Source organism: Kocuria carniphila, assembly GCF_004136555.1.
GTDB classification, from domain to species: Bacteria; Actinomycetota; Actinomycetes; order Actinomycetales; family Micrococcaceae; genus Kocuria; species Kocuria carniphila.
Window position 1 is genome coordinate 53,067 of record NZ_NOIT01000019.1, and the last position, 15,821, is coordinate 68,887.

12 protein-coding genes and 1 pseudogene are annotated in these 15,821 nt (G+C 67.7%); 8 read left to right on the top strand and 5 right to left on the bottom strand.

Features of this window, described 5'->3' with window-relative positions:
- Nucleotides 1–58 precede the first annotated feature (58 nt).
- Both EWV37_RS13570 and EWV37_RS13575 read right to left on the bottom strand, forming a co-directional pair.
- A complete protein-coding gene (locus EWV37_RS13570) occupies nucleotides 59–337 on the bottom strand; it encodes a metal-sensing transcriptional repressor (protein ID WP_129702213.1) in 279 nt (92 codons plus the stop codon).
- 65 nt (nucleotides 338–402) lie between these two features.
- Nucleotides 403–3,591 carry a heavy metal translocating P-type ATPase gene (locus tag EWV37_RS13575; RefSeq protein ID WP_238663278.1) on the bottom strand — a complete coding sequence of 1,063 codons (3,189 nt, stop codon included), beginning with the start codon at nucleotides 3,589–3,591 and terminating at the stop codon, nucleotides 403–405.
- A 749-nt stretch (nucleotides 3,592–4,340) separates the two neighbouring features.
- Between EWV37_RS13575 and EWV37_RS13585 the strand changes: the two genes are divergently transcribed.
- Nucleotides 4,341–5,468, top strand: a complete 1,128-nt coding sequence (locus EWV37_RS13585; protein WP_129702225.1) for a YVTN family beta-propeller repeat protein — start codon at nucleotides 4,341–4,343, stop codon at nucleotides 5,466–5,468.
- Nucleotides 5,469–5,644: 176 nt separating this feature from the next.
- On the opposite strand, the gene ccsB is transcribed toward EWV37_RS13585, so the two are convergent.
- Genes ccsB through EWV37_RS13600 form a run of 3 tightly spaced genes read right to left on the bottom strand, consistent with a single transcriptional unit; the run spans nucleotide 5,645 to nucleotide 9,158 of the window.
- Entirely contained in the window at nucleotides 5,645–6,736 is a 1,092-nt protein-coding gene (ccsB, locus tag EWV37_RS13590) for a c-type cytochrome biogenesis protein CcsB (protein ID WP_129702227.1), read from the bottom strand.
- Between the two features lie 14 nt (nucleotides 6,737–6,750).
- Nucleotides 6,751–8,490 (bottom strand): cytochrome c biogenesis protein ResB, encoded by a 1,740-nt coding sequence (gene resB / locus EWV37_RS13595; protein WP_129702229.1) that lies wholly within the window; start codon nucleotides 8,488–8,490, stop codon nucleotides 6,751–6,753.
- Between the two features lie 47 nt (nucleotides 8,491–8,537).
- On the bottom strand, nucleotides 8,538–9,158 hold the full coding sequence (locus EWV37_RS13600; protein WP_129702231.1) for a TlpA family protein disulfide reductase: 621 nt from the start codon (nucleotides 9,156–9,158) through the stop codon (nucleotides 8,538–8,540).
- 845 nt (nucleotides 9,159–10,003) lie between these two features.
- On the opposite strand from EWV37_RS13600, the gene EWV37_RS13605 reads away from it, so the two are divergent.
- From EWV37_RS13605 to EWV37_RS13635, 7 genes and pseudogenes are all read left to right on the top strand, one after another.
- The gene (locus EWV37_RS13605; RefSeq protein WP_129702234.1) at nucleotides 10,004–10,381 is read left to right on the top strand and encodes a BlaI/MecI/CopY family transcriptional regulator; all 378 of its coding nucleotides are present in this window, start codon (nucleotides 10,004–10,006) and stop codon (nucleotides 10,379–10,381) included.
- Nucleotides 10,378–11,343 (top strand): M56 family metallopeptidase, encoded by a 966-nt coding sequence (locus tag EWV37_RS13610; RefSeq protein WP_129702236.1) that lies wholly within the window; start codon nucleotides 10,378–10,380, stop codon nucleotides 11,341–11,343. The genes EWV37_RS13605 and EWV37_RS13610 overlap by 4 nt, the downstream gene beginning before the upstream one ends.
- A gap of 783 nt (nucleotides 11,344–12,126) precedes the next feature.
- A complete protein-coding gene (locus EWV37_RS13615; RefSeq protein ID WP_129702238.1) occupies nucleotides 12,127–13,011 on the top strand; it encodes a F510_1955 family glycosylhydrolase in 885 nt (294 codons plus the stop codon).
- A 71-nt stretch (nucleotides 13,012–13,082) separates the two neighbouring features.
- Nucleotides 13,083–13,832 carry a cytochrome c biogenesis CcdA family protein gene (locus tag EWV37_RS13620; RefSeq protein ID WP_129702251.1) on the top strand — a complete coding sequence of 250 codons (750 nt, stop codon included), beginning with the start codon at nucleotides 13,083–13,085 and terminating at the stop codon, nucleotides 13,830–13,832.
- Nucleotides 13,833–14,008: 176 nt separating this feature from the next.
- The gene (cysK, locus tag EWV37_RS13625; protein WP_129702240.1) at nucleotides 14,009–14,944 is read left to right on the top strand and encodes a cysteine synthase A; all 936 of its coding nucleotides are present in this window, start codon (nucleotides 14,009–14,011) and stop codon (nucleotides 14,942–14,944) included.
- Nucleotides 14,945–14,972: 28 nt separating this feature from the next.
- Nucleotides 14,973–15,227, top strand: a pseudogene (locus tag EWV37_RS13630) (cadmium resistance transporter); the annotation flags it as partial.
- 177 nt (nucleotides 15,228–15,404) lie between these two features.
- Nucleotides 15,405–15,821: class I SAM-dependent methyltransferase (locus EWV37_RS13635; RefSeq protein WP_165189439.1), on the top strand; the 417-nt coding region annotated here is incomplete at its 3' end.

A 15,821-nucleotide genomic window follows, 5' to 3' on the forward strand; every position in this document is an offset into this window, starting at 1 on the left:
TCGGGCCAGGCGGCTCCGGAAGGCTCTGGCCGGTTCGACCCTCATCAGTAGTTCTTCTTCAGCCACGGACCAGCCGAGCGATAGCGTCCACTGCTTCCTGGAGCTTGGCCTCCTGCGCGGGGCCGCCGGCGTCGGCAGCTTGGATGAGACAGCGGCTCATGTGATCCTTCAGCAAGACCAGCGCCACCTCGTGCAGGGCCCCGGACACCGCAGCGACCTGGGTAAGGACATCGATGCAGTACCGGTCCTGCTCGACCATCCGGGTGATGCCACGGACCTGTCCCTCGATGCGGTTCAGGCGCCGCACCACAGCTGTCATGTCGATGGTGGGTTCCATGGCGACTCCTGGTGGTCCTACGTATTGCCCCCGTGCTCCTTTCAGGGCTACGGGCGCAGCCTCGTTCACTGGGTGCTGGTGTATCTGGCCGGGGCGTCCTGGAAGGACTGGGCGCAGCGGGTCGAGCAGAAGTGGTAAGTGCGGCCCTCGTGCTCGACGCTGGTGGCCGCGGTGACCGGGTCGATGTTCATCCCGCAGACCGGGTCGACGACCGTTGTGGTGTTCTCGGGCATGGCTTCCTCCCTTGGGGGTGTTCCGGGTTTTGTGGTGTCCTCGCGCCCGACTTCCACCACCGGGTCGGTGGTGACGGGGGCGTGGGCGAGGTCGGGAACGGGGCGAGGGGTGAAGGCGCGCAGCCGGTTGGCGTTGGCCACCACCGACAGGGAGGACAAGGCCATCGCAGCCGCGGCGATCATCGGGCTCAGCGTCCAGCCCAGGGACGGGTACAGCACACCGGCGGCGATGGGGATGCCGACGCCGTTGTAGACGAACGCGAAGACGAGGTTCTGGCGGATGTTGCGCATGGTGGCCCGGGACAGGTCCACGGCGGTGACCACCCCGGACAGCGCCCCGGAGATCAAGGTGATGTCGGAGGCCTCGATGGCCACGTCGGTGCCGGTGCCGATGGCCGAGCCCACATCGGCCTGGGCCAGGGCGGGGGCGTCGTTGATGCCGTCCCCGACCATCCCCACTACGCGCCCTTCGTCTTGCAGGCGTTTGACCTCACTGGCCTTGTGTTCGGGCAGCACCTCGGCCACCACCCGGTCGATGCCGACCTGGCGGGCGATGGCCGCGGCGGTGGCCCGGTTGTCCCCGGTCATCATCACCACCTCGATGCCGCGGTCGCGCAGCGCGGCCACGGCCCCCACGGAACCCTCCTTGAGGGTGTCGGCCACCCCGATCACCCCGGCCGGGCGCCCGTCGACGGCGGCCAGCATCGGGCTCTTCCCGTCCGCGGCCAGTTCCTGGGCGGGGGCGGTGAGCACATCGGCGTCGATGCCTGCCCCGGTGAGCAGACGCCGGTTGCCCACCAGCACCTGGCGCCCGCCCACCAGGGCGCGGACCCCCTGGCCGGTGACGGAGTCGAAAGCGGTGGCCTCGGGCACGGACACTCCGCGCTCCTGCGCCCCGGCGACGATAGCGGTGGCCAGAGGGTGCTCCGAGAAGCGTTCCACCGCCGCCACCAGAGCCAGCACCTCGGCGTCGGTGAAGCCCGGGGCGGGCAGCACATCGGTCAGGGCGGGAGTCCCCTTGGTGATCGTGCCGGTCTTGTCCAGCACGATGGTGTCCAGCTTGTGGGCCGTCTCCAGGGCCTCGGCCGAGCGGATGAGGATCCCGGCGGTGGCCCCCTTGCCGGTGCCCACGGTGATCGACAGCGGAGTGGCCAGCCCCAGGGCGCACGGGCAGGCGATGATCAGCACCGACACGGCCGCCACCAGGGCGAAGACCACCGCAGGCGGGGGACCGACCAGCGCCCAGACCACGAAGGACCACAGGGCGATGAGGATCACCGCGGGCACGAAGTAGCTGGAGACCTGATCGGCCAGCCGCTGGATCGGCGCCCTGGAGCCCTGGGCCTGCCGGACCAGGGAGATGATCTGGGCCAGCATGGTGTCCGAGCCGACCTTGGTGGCGGTGTAGCGGAAAGAACCGGTCTGGTTGATGGTCGCGCCGATCACGGTGTCCCCGGCGGTCTTGGTCACCGGGATGGGCTCACCGGTGACCATCGACTCGTCCACCGCCGAGGTGCCCTCCAGCACCTGCCCGTCCACGGGCAGCTTCTCCCCGGGGCGCACCACGACGACGTCGCCGGCCACGACCTCCCCCAAGGGGATCTCCCGCTCCTGTCCCTCGCGGATGACCCGGGCGGTGTGCGGTTGGAGCCCGATCAGGGTGCGGATGGCCTCCCCGGTCCCGGCCTTGGCCTTGGTCTCCAGCAGGCGCCCGAGCAGGATCAAGGTGATGATCACCCCGACCGCCTCGTAGTAGACGTACCGGGCCTCGGCCGGCACGAGGCCCGGGGCGATGGTCACGACCAGGCTGTAGCTGTAGGCGGCGATCGTTCCCAAGGTGATCAACGAGTTCATGTCCGCGGTGCGGTGGGACAGCGCCAGCCACCCGGTCTTGTGGATGGGCCAACCGGTGTAGAGCATCACCGGGGTGATTAGCGCCAGCTGCAACCACGGATTCATCAGCACCGGCGGCACCCAGGCCATGCCGAACAGCTCCATGGCCATCACCGCCGCCACCACCGGCAGGCTCAGCACGGACCCGACGATCACCCGGCGGCGCAGATCGGCGATCTCCGCCGCTCGCTCCTTCGCCTCGGTGTCCTCCGGCTCCTCCACCGGGCCGTGCCCGTGCGGGGGCTCCTGCCCCGGCAGTGGGGCCGTAGAGGTTCGGGTGTCCTCCTGGACCACGACATGGTCGTGGGAGTGCTCGCCGGCCCCTTCAGTGGAGCCTTCGACGTCGGCCGAGTCCTCGAGGGCCTCGAGGGTGCCGTGCAGCATGTTCATCCCGCAGCTGACCTCGTGGCGCCCGGCCGGTAGCCCGGGGATCTCGACCACGGTGCTGCCGAAGGCCGGGACCGCGGTGTCCACCCCGGCATCGGCCACCACAAACCGCTCCGAGCAGGCGCTGTCCTCCTGCCGTAGCAGCTCCAGCCGCAGTGGCACCCCGGCTGCCACGCGCAGCAGCTGGGGGTGGTAGCCCCCGCGGATGGTCAGCTGCGCGGTCTGCGCACCGTGGTCCATCCGGGCGTGGGTCACCTCGGCCACGGTGGTGCGCGTCGGCCCTGTGGAGGCGGCGTCGCCGTGGGTGGCCGTGCCCGCGGCGTGAGCCGGTGCCGCCGAGATCGGGGCCGGCGAGGTGCTGTCGTGCTCGTTGACGACGCGGAGGCGGCCGTGCAGCATGTTCATCCCGCACGCGAAGCCGTACTCGCCCGGCTCGGTGGGGGTGAACTCCACGGCCGTGCGCGCATAGGCGGGCAACGGCTGGTTGATCTGGAAATCCGGGATGACCACCCGGGAGGAGCAGTCCCCGGTCTCCTGCCGGTCGAAGACCAGCCGGACCGGCACTCCGGGGGCCACCTGGATCAGGTCCGGGCTGTACCCGCCCTTGACCGTCACGGTGACCGTCTGCACCCCGGCCTCCAGCTCGGCCCGGCGAGTTTTCTTCGGACCGAAGAAGAACCAGAGCAACACGGCACTAACGACCACCACCACAACCACCAACACCCAGCCCTGAATACTCACGGCCCTCACCTCTTCTATACCCTCCTAGGGTATAGGGTCAGTCTAGGTCACGGGGAAGCGATAAGGAGCAGGTAACGATGAAGATTTCATGAAGTCTTTCCCGTAGTGGATCGAGAGACTGCTGTCCCGAAGGCCTGCTTCAAGACAGTCACATCGTGCCGGGGGAGGGGCGCTGGCCAGGCGGAGCAGGCCTGGGGGAGTGCACCGAGCCTGCTCCTTCTCCCTGAAACCTTCCGACCTTCGAGGGTTCCCCGGAAGGGTGGAAGGCCTGCTGCCAGTGCTGTGAGGGATGCGTAGCCGATCCGTCTTGGACCGGTGTACTCGGAAGGTAGAGCACGGTGTGACCGATATGCGTTCGATATTCGAGGGCTCAGAGGTTCCGGTGGGTCACCACTCGGGGGGCGATGGTGACCGCGGCGCCGTCGAGGTCCTCCGACCACTCGACCTGGCAGCTCAGCCGGGAGGTCTCGTGACGGGTGTCGTCGAGCATCCCGACCTATCATTGAAGATTTGGTGAAGATCGGGCCGAAACAGGTTTGGTCGCTGAGTTTAAGGGCGACGATTTGATCACCGTAGGATCGTGTTGAGTCCTACTGCCAAGGGGGCGTTCTCAAGCCGATGGGTGCTGACAGGACTGGAGGTCCGTGGCGTCGAGGCTTTTAATCACACGTCAATCCCGCTCCACATCTTCGGTCCGCCACAATTCTTCTCCTAATTGGTTCGACCCGAAAGGTCTAGTGAGGATCTTGATGAATCGACGGCTCGCCGTCACCAGTCTGGCTGTTCTAATGATGGTTGGCCTGGCGGCCTGTTCCAACGGCACACCACCGGAAGCCACCACGGCGACCGCCTCCGCTCCTTCGAGCGGTGGGGGCATGACCGGAACGGTGTGGGTGGCGAACGAGGAGGGCGACAGTCTCACTGTCTTGGACGCGGCCACGAACGAAGTCGTCACGACGTTGACCGGGGTGGAGTCCCCGCACAACGTGCAAGCCGGGGCCGACGGCTCCGTCGGATACGCGGTGAGCGGCCACGACAACACGACCATCGCCGTCGACGCGGAAAGCTATCAGGTGGCCGCGGTTGCTCCCAGCGGACCGGCCCCCGCGCACGTGATCGACGCCGCCGACGGCACCAAGGTCTACACCACCAATGCCGGCGACGGCACCGTCTCGGTCTACCGCGCACCGGGTTTTGACCCGGTCGCCACCATCGACCTTGGGGGGATGCCCCATGGTCTGCGCCCAGCAGCCGATGGGTCGGTGATCGCGGTGGCCAACACCGAGGCCGGTTCGGTGGATCTGATCGATCCGGGCACCGACACCAAGACCGCCTCAGTGCCGGTCGAGGGCGGCCCCGTGCAGGTGGCGGTCGACGCCGACGGTACCTACGCCTATGCCAGCATCGCCGAGCCGGCCTCGGTCGTGAAGATCGACCTCGCCGCACGGGAGGTGGTGGGCACCGTTGAGGTCTCAGCTTCTCCGGTCCAGGTGTATCTGTCCCCGGACGGCCGCACCCTGCTCTCGGCCGACCAGGGCACCGAGGCCGAGCCCGGGAACACCTTGTCCGTGATCGACCCGATCGAGATGACCGTCCGCGGCAGTGTCCGCACCGGCTCCGGTCCGCACGGGGTGGTCATCGACACCACCGGGACGAGGGCCTGGGTCACGAACACTTACGACGACACCGTCTCCGTCGTGGACCTTGAGAGCCTTTCGGTCCTTGCCACTGTGCCGGTGGGGGACCTGCCGAACGGCATCAGCTTCTCCTCCCGCCCACCCGGTGATGTGGAGGAGCCCTCGATCAGACTCGAGATCCCTGAGCCGTCTCGGGCAGCCACCGGCGAGGCGGAGCAGACGGAAGGGCATGCGCACTGATCCGGTTGCGAGTATCTACGTGGTTGGATTTGCGCCATCGGTGGTGCACACCATCCGCGTGCACCCGAGACAACAACATCAGCTGCCTGCGCTTCCCGCACATCGTTCGGCACATCCCCTCCGGACCATGTGATACGTACTCCCGCGGCTCGTGGAGGGAGCCTTAGGTCCGGGGCTCAGAGCCCGGAGTATGAGTGCAGGCCCTCGAAGACCGTGTTGACCACGGTGAAGTTGAAGATCACGCAGAGGTAACCGGCGATCGACAGCCACGCCGAGCGGGTGCCCGTCCACCCGCGGGTGGCGCGGGCGTGCATGTAAGCGGCGTAGACCACCCAGATCACGAAGGTCCAGACCTCCTTGGGATCCCAACCCCAGTAACGCCCCCAGGACTGCTCGGCCCAGATCGCGCCGGCGGCGAGGGTGAAGGTCCAGAACACGAACCCGACTGCGTTGAGCCGGAAGGAGAGGTTCTCGAGCGCCTGGGAGGAGGGGACCATGGCCAGGAAGCCCATGCCCGGGGCCTCCCCGGCCAGGATCGCCCGTTCGCGCCGGGCCTGCAGCAGCTGCAGCACGGCCATGGCGAACGTGATGGTGAAGATCCCAGAGGCCGCTACGGCGATGGACACGTGAATCACCAGCCACCAGGACTGCAGCGCGGGGACGAGCGGACCCACCGGGGTGGGGAAGCCGATGGTGGCCGCGCACAGCATGATCACCACAAGCCCGGACACCAGGGTCCCCACGAAGCGCAGATCCCGGCGCAGGAGTGCGGCCAGGTACACCCCGGCCACGACCAGGGCCCCGGTGGTGGCAAATTCGTACATGTTGCCCCACGGCACCCGGCCGGCGGCGATCGCCCGGCTGGCGACCGCAGCGGTGTGGAGGAGGAAGGCCAGGACCATGATGGTCAGAGCCGCCCGCGCCGCGGGGCGGCGTTCTCCGGTGTAGCGCATGGAGGAGTCGGCGACGTGTTCGGCCAGTACGGCTCGGGTAGGAGGCTTGTGTCCGCGGCCACGTTCATTGGCGCCCAGTCCGGGCCGAGAGTCGTCGGCCTTCTTGGTGGTTCCGGCGGTGCTGTTCACCTGAGCAGGGGCGGTCGCTGCGCCCACCAGTTGCTCGTCCCGTCTGCTGTGATGCTCGGCTCGGCGCAGGGTCCTGGAGTGGGAGGCCATGTCCCAGGCGAAGGCCACGAAGGCCACCAGGTAGGTCATGGCGGCCAAGAGCATGAACAGCGCGCTCCAGGTGCCCAGGGTCTCGGTGATGGTCATGGATGCTTGTCCTCTCAGTCGTGGTTAGGCCCGCTCCAGGCCCGATTCGTGCTCCGATGCGCGGCAGGGTCCCCAGGCGGATCCGCGGTTCCCCATTGCTCGGTGAACAGCTTGCTCAGCCGCTCGGCCTCGGTAGCGAGCCGGGGGTCCTCGCCGCGGGCCAGCAATCCGTACTCCAGGACCGTGCAGGCCCGGCCGTGCTCATCGACGCCCTTCGCCGCGCGCACCCAGACGCGGCGGCGGGAGATGAACATGGACATCAGCAGGCCCGTGAACGCCAGGACGAAGGAGATGAAGGCTCCGAATCGGCCGGGGTCGTAGACGATGTCCAGGCCCACGTAGCGCTTGACGTCCAGGAACTCGATCGTGCCCTTGCCCTCGGGCAGCTCGTGCACGGGGTTCGCGGCGTCTATGGCGATCGGTCCGCTCTGGCTGAGCATGCCGTTGAGCTCGGTGAGTTCCTCGACGTCGAGGACGTACACGTTCTGCGGGACCCCGCTGTCCAGCCCCAGGTCCCCGTAGTAGGAGGACAAGATCAGTTGTGGGTTGGCCAGACCCGGGTCCACTGATCGCGGCATCCCGTCCGGTCCGGTGACCGCGGTGGGAAGCAGCAACCCGGTGAAGCCGAGCTGGTCAGGTCGCGCGTCCGGGACCTTCAGCACCAGCGAGGACGTGTAGACCCCGTCGGAGGGGATGGTCACCACGGGGCCTTCGAAGGCGACGTCCCCGTTGCCGTCGGTGACCCGGATCACCGGGGCGTAGCCGTTACCAATGAGGAAAGACTTCACACCGTTGACGTTCACCGGTGCATTGACCTTCAGGGTCTCCGGCTGCGGCTCCGCACCCGGTTCCTGGACGGTGATCTCCGCGGTGAAGTCCAGGGGCGCCCCGTAGCTGCGCGGGTCCGTGGTGTCCCGGTTGAACACGGCCTCGAAGCGGTCGAGCCGCACCGAGAACGGGTCGAGCCAGTCGGGGTTGTAGTTGGTGCCGGGAGTGAAGGAGTCGTAGTTGATCAGGGTGTTGGCAAACGACTCGCCCTCCACGAGGATCTTCTGGCCCTTGTAGCCGAAGAGGGAGCCGACGGCCACGGAGACCAGCACGCCCAGCAGGGCCAGGTGGAAGACGATGTTGCCGACCTCCTTCCACATGCCGCGCTCGGCGGCCACCGACGGGGCGGCCGAGCCCGTGTCCCGCACCGCCACCCGGTAGCCGCGCCTGCGCAGCAGCCGGGCGGCGTCGGCGACGACGTCGCCGGGGGCCGGCGCCCCGGCGCCGTCGCGCCCGCCCAGGGCCAGCGAACGGTGCTCGGGCAGCCGCTCGAGCCGCCGCGGGGTGCGCGGGGGCTCGGCCCGCCACGCGCGCCAGTGCTTGGCCGCGCGCGGCAGCACGCAGCCCACGAGGGAGACGAACAGCAGGATGTAGATCGCGGAGAACCACGCCGAGGAGAAGACGTCGAACAGCTGCACCCGGTCCAGCCACTCCCCCAGGGCGGGGTTGTTGTCGATGTAGTCCTGGACCGCCGCCGGGTCCTGGATTCGCTGCGGGAAGATGGATCCCGGCACCGCGGCGACCGCCAGCAGCAGCAGCAGGAACAGGGCCGTGTTCATCTTCGTCAGCTGCGTCCAGGCCCACCGGGCCATGCCCAGGGGCCCCAGGGCGGGAAGCTCGACGTCACTTTTCCCAAGACCAGCAGCTGAGGAGCTCCCGGCGCCCCTGGCGGTGCTGCTCTCCCTGCTGCTGGCGGTGGTGCTCATACCGGCCTTTCTGACCCCGGGACTGGGGCGGGATGGGTTGCCTGCCGTCATGCCGCTTCGGCCACCGTGTCCTCCAGCAGGGTCTCGAGCACGGAGCGGTCCGCGATGCCGAGGATGCGGGCGGCCACCCGCCCCTGGGCGTCGAGCACGAGGGTGGTGGGCACCGCCTGCGGGGGCACGTAGGCGCTCAGGGCCATCAGCACGCCCCCGTCCTTGTCCTCGAAGGATGGATAGGGGATCTCGAAGGTGCGCTCGAACGCCTCGGCGGTGGCCCGCTCGTCGCGCAGGTTCACGCCGTAGAACGCCGCCTGCCCGTCGAAGCGCTCGGCCAGCTCTCGGAGGTCCGGGGCCTCGACCCGGCACGGGGCGCACCCTGCGTACCAGAAGTTCAGCAGCGCGGGGCTCCCGCGCAGGGCCTCGGCGGAGAGGGTCGTTCCGTCGAACAGCGTGCCGGTGAACTGCACCGGCTCCCCGCGCTGGTCGGCCGGGTACTCGGAGACCGTGCCGTCACCGGCGATGTAGCCCTTCTGGTCCCCCGAGTTCGCCTGCTGGGCCAGCGAGTCCTCCTCCGTGCACCCGGCGAGGGCGAGTCCAAGGACGCCGAGGCCCGCGAGGGAGAGCACGCGTCGGCGGGACGGACGGGAGGCGGGCGAGGGGTGGGAGATCATGGGCATTTCACCTGAGGATTGGAATAGGTGTGGGGACGGGAGGGGTAGCGCAGACCCCCGCCCGGATGGGTAGGGAAGCTGATGGGCCTGGGGCGGCTACCCCACGGGCTTGCCATGGGAAGGTTCGGGGCCGGTATCCGGCATCGAGGTCCTAGATCCCAGGCAGGCCCAGGATCGGGGGCCACCGTGCAGCCGAAGCCGATTGCGCGGCCGCAAGCGTTCTCGACGCCGCGCTGTTTCCCAGCCGACGTGCTGCACCACCACCCACCGAAGTACTACGATGGATAGTAACTGTTCTGGGGGAGGATTTCATATCGTCTCTCCCCTTCTGCAAGAGGGCCGGTTTGCCGGTTCTACGGTCAAGGCGCTGTTGCTGGTGCGCGGCGTTCCGATGATGCCGGAGGGGAAGAATGATCTCTTCCGATGGGCGTTACTACTGATCACACGGGACCTCCACCTTTCTGGTCATGGCCATGGACGCGAGACTGTTGCACCATCTCTGCCGCACGCGGCGGCACCAGGAGTGACCGGAGCCCGCAGCAGGTCTAGCCCGTGACGCAGCCTTGGTGAACGCCAGACCGATGTGCCTCGGGTGACCTTCGGGCACCGCTGGCGCACGGCCGCCCGGACCACCTCCGGCTACGTCCACGACCGAAATGCCGATATGAACCCCACAGTGGCCGCGGAAGGCAGGTCGCTGATGTTGCGGGAAGCCCGGAAAGTGGGATTGCAGGGCTGGGTAGGTAGGGTGCTGGTGCCCCAGAATCCGCTTCGCGGCGGGGCCCTACTATGGGGCATAGGAAACGTGTGGAAGCGGCGGCGTTGGACGCGGGAAGGAGACCTCCATGCACCATCTGGGACACCTGGAGTCGGCGATCATGGACCTCATGTGGTCGCGGTCCGCTCCGGCTTCCGTCCGAGAGATCCTGGTCGGCCTGCAACCGGAGCGGGAACTGGCCTACATGACCGTGAAGACCGTCATGGACACCCTCCACCGCAAGGGCTTGTTGATGAGGGAACCCGACGGGCGCGCCTTCCGCTACCGGCCCACCCGCACGCGTGAGCAATATACTGCCGCGCACATGGGGGAGGTCCTGGCCAGTGGCAACGACCGGCGAGCCACGCTGCTGCACTTCCTGGAGCAGATCCCGGCCGAAGACCTCACCCAGCTGCGCGAGGCATTGAACCAGGCGGCCGGGCCGCCGGCCGGGACAACCCAGTGACAACTCCGGTGCTGCTGATCACCTTCGCATTGCTCGCCACCCTGGCGGGTCCGTTGCTGAAGGGCAGGGGCTGGGTCGACCGGTCGCCCCGATTGGGGATCCTGGTCTGGCAAGCCCTAACCGCCTCGATCGTGGTGAGTGTCATCCTGGCTAGTGTGTCCCTGGCGCTACCGGTGATGCCGGTCCTCGGGGGATTGGCGGATTTCCTGCAAGCCTGCGCGATGGTCCTGCGGGCCCAGTACTCCACACCCGGAGGCGCAGTGGTCAGCATGGCAGGGGCCGTGATGGCGTTCGTGCTCGGGGCCCGGGTGCTCTACTGTTTGGCCATCGAGGTGATGTCTGCCCGGCGGGACCGAAAAGAGCACATCGGCTCTCTGTCGTTGGTCTCCCGCCGTGATCCGACCACCGATGTGCTGGTGGTCGACCACGCGGTGCCGACCGCTTACTGTCTGCCCGGGCGTCGCCGTGACATTGTCTTCACTACCGCAGCCCTACGCGTCCTGGACGAACAACAACGTCAGGCGGTGCTGCGCCATGAACTGGCGCACCTGCACGGGCACCACCATCTGGTCCTTATCGGTGCCAATGCGTGGGTACGGGCCTTCCCTCGAATCCCCATTTTCGCCATGGCGCGCGTGGAGCTGGGCCGGCTGGTGGAACTGGCCGCCGACGACCGAGCGGCCGCCGGCAATGACAGTAGGCTCACCGTGGCCAGTGCTCTGGTGCGACTGGCCGAGGCCGGGCATGCTCCCGCCTCTGCACTGGCTGCCAGCGGTACTGCGACACTGGTACGTGTGCGCCGGCTGGCTGCACCTGCCGCCCCGTTGCATCGGGCACGGGTGGCGCTGACGATGGTCGCGGCCACCGCAATGCTGGCCCTGCCGGTGGCTGTTACCGCAACCCCGGCTCTTGCCACGGTCCAAGCACAGACCTGCCCGGTGGAGTTCCCCCAGAGCGTCTGAAGCGCACGGCCGGATGCACCACCCGGTACAGGGGGTAGCGAACGAGTCGGTGAGGGGAACGCCAGTGTCGGGGTGGCGATGGCGTTGGCCTCGGTGTCCGTTGTCAATCACAGTTTGCGTCCGCGCAGCATCCGTTCCCATCGCCCCGGTCCTCGAGTCCTAGCCGCGCCGTCGAGAAGCAGTGATCACCGCAGCCGCATGACTGGCGATGGCCTCCAGGAAGAAGTCGCCAAGCGAAGTGAGGGGATCAAAACGTTGCAGGTGCAACAGACGTAAGGCCAGCAGCGTGCGACCTCGTGTCGGGCTGGTGAGCGCCACGACGCGTGGTGGTCGGTAGCTCCTAGCGCTGTCCCGGTGTGCTCTGTGGTGACCGCCCGTGCCATGGGTTCAGGTCCATGCAGCCCGTGGGGTTGGCAAAGGCGACGTTTTGGACTTGGTCTCTCAAACCGTCTACTATGCCACATAGTATTAGATGTCTTGATGGCGGCCAGTAGGAGCCTTTTTCGTGTTTGCGGCCAGGGTTTCGACGCGGGCCGTCGCCGTAGTCATCGACGGAGCCGTCGTCGGTGGCCCAGTCGTTGCCATCCCCCCAGGAGCCGGGATCCAGCAACGCGGGCAAGGCGCGCATGTCCGAGCAGATGATGGCCCACCGTCCCAACATGGTCCCGCCACGTGAACAGATGACGGGCAACATAGGCGGGCAGAGAGTAGAGAGCACTCGCTTCGTAGGCGTCTAGACAGACCGACCAGTCCGTTCCCCTGTCTCTTTAGGAAAGTAACCTCATGATTCTCAACGCCAACATCGTCGGGAGCCGAAAAACCCGCACAGCCGTGATGGCTGCAGTGACCGCTCTGCTCGTCACCGCCTGCACCCAGCAGGGCAGCGAGTCGGCGGAGGTGGCGTCCTCGGCTGGGGAGGAGAACCCGTTCGGACACGTTCACGGTCTGGCGTTGGACCCGGGTACCGATCAGCTGTTGTTGGCAACTCACAATGGGTTGTTCGACATCAGCGGAGAGTCACCGGAGAAGATCGGGCCCACCAACGACCTGATGGGTTTTGCCACCGCCGATGCCGGGCGCTATTACGCTTCCGGGCACCCCGGATCGGGCTCGGATCTGCCTAACCCGCTGGGTCTGGTGGAGTCCACCGACGGCGGGCAAACCTGGCAGGAGCTCTCCCGTCAGGGCGAGTCCGACTTCCATGCGTTGACGGTCTCGCAGGAGGGCGTCATCGGCTTTGACGGCACTCTACGGATGACCACCGACGGGCAGGAGTGGATCGAGGCCAGCGACCAGATTCAGCCGGTCAACCTCGCCGCCTCCACGGACGGGCCGGTCGTGCTGGCCACTACCGAAGACGGCGTGCAACGCTCGGATGACGGCGGGGCCACCTGGGAGCTACCCGAAGGTGCCCCGGTGCTGCTGATCACCGCCTTCGCCGACGCTGACACGGCCGTGGGGGTGGCCCCGGACGGGACCGCGCACGTCAGCCGCGACGCCGGGAAGAGCTGGGAGACGACCGGAGGGATCACCGGCCAACCCTCCGCTGTGGCCGCCAGCACGGACGGCGAGGACGGGCTGCAGATTTGGGTGGCCACTGAGCAGGGCATCGAGTTCTCCGACGATGCCGGGGCCACGTTCTCCACCACCATCCCGGCAGGACAGTAAGCAGCTCCGATGGTGAAGGATCTGCGTGTCAGCGGCCGTGCCGCCCGTGAGGGGCGCGGCCGGTGATCCTGCTGAACGTCGGAGAGTTCTTCGCCCAGAACGTCCAGTCCGGGGCGTTGCTCGTGGCGATCCCCTTGGCGCTGACCGCGGGGATCGTCTCCTTCATCTCCCCGTGCATTCTGCCGCTGGTGCCTGGCTACCTGGGGTACGTCTCGGGATTGACTGATCCCGCTGCTCCCGGTAATCGGCGCAGAGTCCTGACCGGTGTGGGTCTGTTCATCCTGGGTTTCGCGCTCGTCTTCACCTTCTACGGGGCTGCGTTCGGGGCCATCGGCGGGTGGTTGCTGCGGTGGCAGGACGTGATGATCCGCGTCCTGGGCGTGTTCGTCATCGGGATGGGCCTGGCCCTGATCGGGCGACTGCCCTTCCTGCAGGCCACGACGAAGCCTTCTTGGCAGCCGCGCCGAGGCCTGGCCGGCTCTCCGTTGCTGGGCGTAGTTTTCGGCCTAGGCTGGACCCCGTGCATGGGACCGACCCTGAGCGCCGTATTGGCCCTGAGCACCACCACTGGCACCGCCTGGCGTGGGGCGCTGCTGGCCTTCGTCTACTGCCTCGGACTCGGCATTCCCTTCGTCATGGTTGCCCTGGGCATCAACTGGGTCTCCAAGACCCTGGCGTTCATCCGCCGGCACATGCGCGCCTTTAACCTCGCCGGTGGTTCCGTGCTGATCCTCGTGGGAGTGCTCATGGTCTCCGGGATCTGGGTGCGCTGGATCTACCAGCTCCAGAACCTCTCCGGCACCTACCTCACCCCCGTCTGATCCCTGGCTCTGGCTGTACGAACCGCAGGGATCGGCAAGGACGTGGCCGGGCCTCTCAAGCAGTGCACCGATGCGCCCCAGACGTTCTCGGTCCTCTGCCCGCCCCGATCCTCCGACAACCGCTCTCCGACCAGCCAGCATCCACGAACACGCCACATCGTCACCGAGGAGCACACATGCCGAAGATCTACAACGACGTCACCGAGATCGTGGGCCGCACCCCGCTCGTCCGCCTCAACCGGCTCGACGAGGGCCTGCCCGGCAACGTCGCCGTGAAGCTGGAGTTCTACAACCCGGCCAACTCCGTCAAGGACCGCATCGGCGTCTCCATCGTGGACGCCGCGGAGAAGTCCGGCCTGCTCAAGCCGGGCGGCACGATCGTCGAGGGCACCTCCGGCAACACCGGGATCGCCCTGGCCATGGTCGGCGCGGCCCGCGGCTACAAGGTCATCCTCACGATGCCCGAGACCATGTCCACCGAGCGGCGGGTCATGCTGCGCGCCTACGGCGCCCAGATCGTGCTCACCCCCGACGCCGAGGGCATGCGCGGCGCGGTCGAGAAGGCCCAGGAGATCGTCGACAGCACCGAGAACGCCGTGCTGGCCAAGCAGTTCGCCAACGAGGCCAACCCGGCGATCCACTACGCCACCACCGGCCCGGAGATCTGGGAAGACACCGACGGCGAGGTCGGCGTGTTCGTCTCCGGCGTTGGCACCGGCGGCACCATCACCGGCGCCGGACGCTACCTGCGCGAGCAGAAGAAGGACATCCGCCTCGTCGTCGTGGAGCCGGCCGACTCCCCGCTGCTGACCGAGGGCAAGGCCGGGCCCCACAAGATCCAGGGCCTCGGCGCGAACTTCGTCCCCGACAACCTCGACCGGGAGATCTACGACGACGTCTACGACGTGACCGTCGAGGACTCCGTGCGCGTGGCGCGCGAGCTGGGCACCCAGGAGGGCATCCTCGGCGGGATCTCCTCGGGCGCCATCGTGTGGGCCGCCCTGCAGGAGGCCGCCAAGGAGGAGAACCGGGACAAGCTGATTGTGGCGGTCGTGTGCGACTTCGGTGAGCGGTACATCTCGACCCTGCTCTACGAGGACATCCGCGTCTGAGGCCCCGTGTCTGGCCCCGGCCGGATTGATCACCTTCGCCAACGGAGGGGACAACATCGGGGTCTACGTGCCCGTGTTCGCCACCGTGGGACCGACCGCGATGGTGGCCTACTGCCTCGCCTTTTTGACCATGGTCGCGGTGCTGGTGGCCATCGCCAAGTATGTGGCCACCCGCGAACCCATCGCCGAGGTCCTGGAACGCTGGGAACACATCCTATTCCCGATCGTGCTGATCGGCCTGGGCGTGGTCATCCTCCTCGAGGGCGGGGCCTTCGGCCTCTAACCCATCCGCCGGCCGAGCTCAGACGGTGGATGAGATCCCTGATCCGTCGCGCCTCCGCCCCCACCGCACGGGGTGTGGGCGGCCAGGTTGCCCCCCGTTTGCCGGGATGGTTCACTGCCGTCGATCGTGGAACTAGGCTCGGCGGAAACCCTGCAGGTGCGCTAAGAGGTGGAGACCATGCCAAAGATGTCCGCCCTGGAGGCCTCCTTCTGTCGCAGCGCGCCATGGGGTCTTGTGGCCCGGCGGATGATTCCCTGGGCGACCCAGGGGTTCCCCCTCACCGGGGACCTGCTGGAGATCGGTGGAGGCAGCGGTGCGATGGCCGAAGCCGTCGCCCGAGCCCATCCCCGGGTGCGGCTCACCACGACCGACGCCGACCCGGCGATGGTGCAGGCGGGGCAGGATCGTCTGGCCGGATTCGCCCTGGCCCAGGCGCGTCAGGCCGATGCCAGGCGGCTGCCCTTTCAAGACGAGTCGTTCGACACGGTTCTGAGCTTTTTGATGCTCCACCACGTCATGAATCGCCCCGGGTTTAATGGAGACATCGTTAACCCGGAAGGATGGGCGGCATGGTCGCACCACGGAAGTACCCCG

Bases quoted from the DNA above. Each gene is read 5' to 3' on its own strand.
- EWV37_RS13605 (WP_129702234.1), top strand. From the start codon at position 10,004: ATGCACCATCTGGGACACCTGGAGTCGGCGATCATGGACCTCATGTGG.
- ccsB (WP_129702227.1), bottom strand. From the start codon at position 6,736: ATGACCATCACCGAGACCCTGGGCACCTGGAGCGCGCTGTTCATGCTC.
- EWV37_RS13585 (WP_129702225.1), top strand. From the start codon at position 4,341: ATGAATCGACGGCTCGCCGTCACCAGTCTGGCTGTTCTAATGATGGTT.
- EWV37_RS13570 (WP_129702213.1), bottom strand. From the start codon at position 337: ATGGAACCCACCATCGACATGACAGCTGTGGTGCGGCGCCTGAACCGC.
- EWV37_RS13600 (WP_129702231.1), bottom strand. From the start codon at position 9,158: ATGATCTCCCACCCCTCGCCCGCCTCCCGTCCGTCCCGCCGACGCGTG.
- EWV37_RS13615 (WP_129702238.1), top strand. From the start codon at position 12,127: ATGATTCTCAACGCCAACATCGTCGGGAGCCGAAAAACCCGCACAGCC.
- resB (WP_129702229.1), bottom strand. From the start codon at position 8,490: ATGAGCACCACCGCCAGCAGCAGGGAGAGCAGCACCGCCAGGGGCGCC.
- cysK (WP_129702240.1), top strand. From the start codon at position 14,009: ATGCCGAAGATCTACAACGACGTCACCGAGATCGTGGGCCGCACCCCG.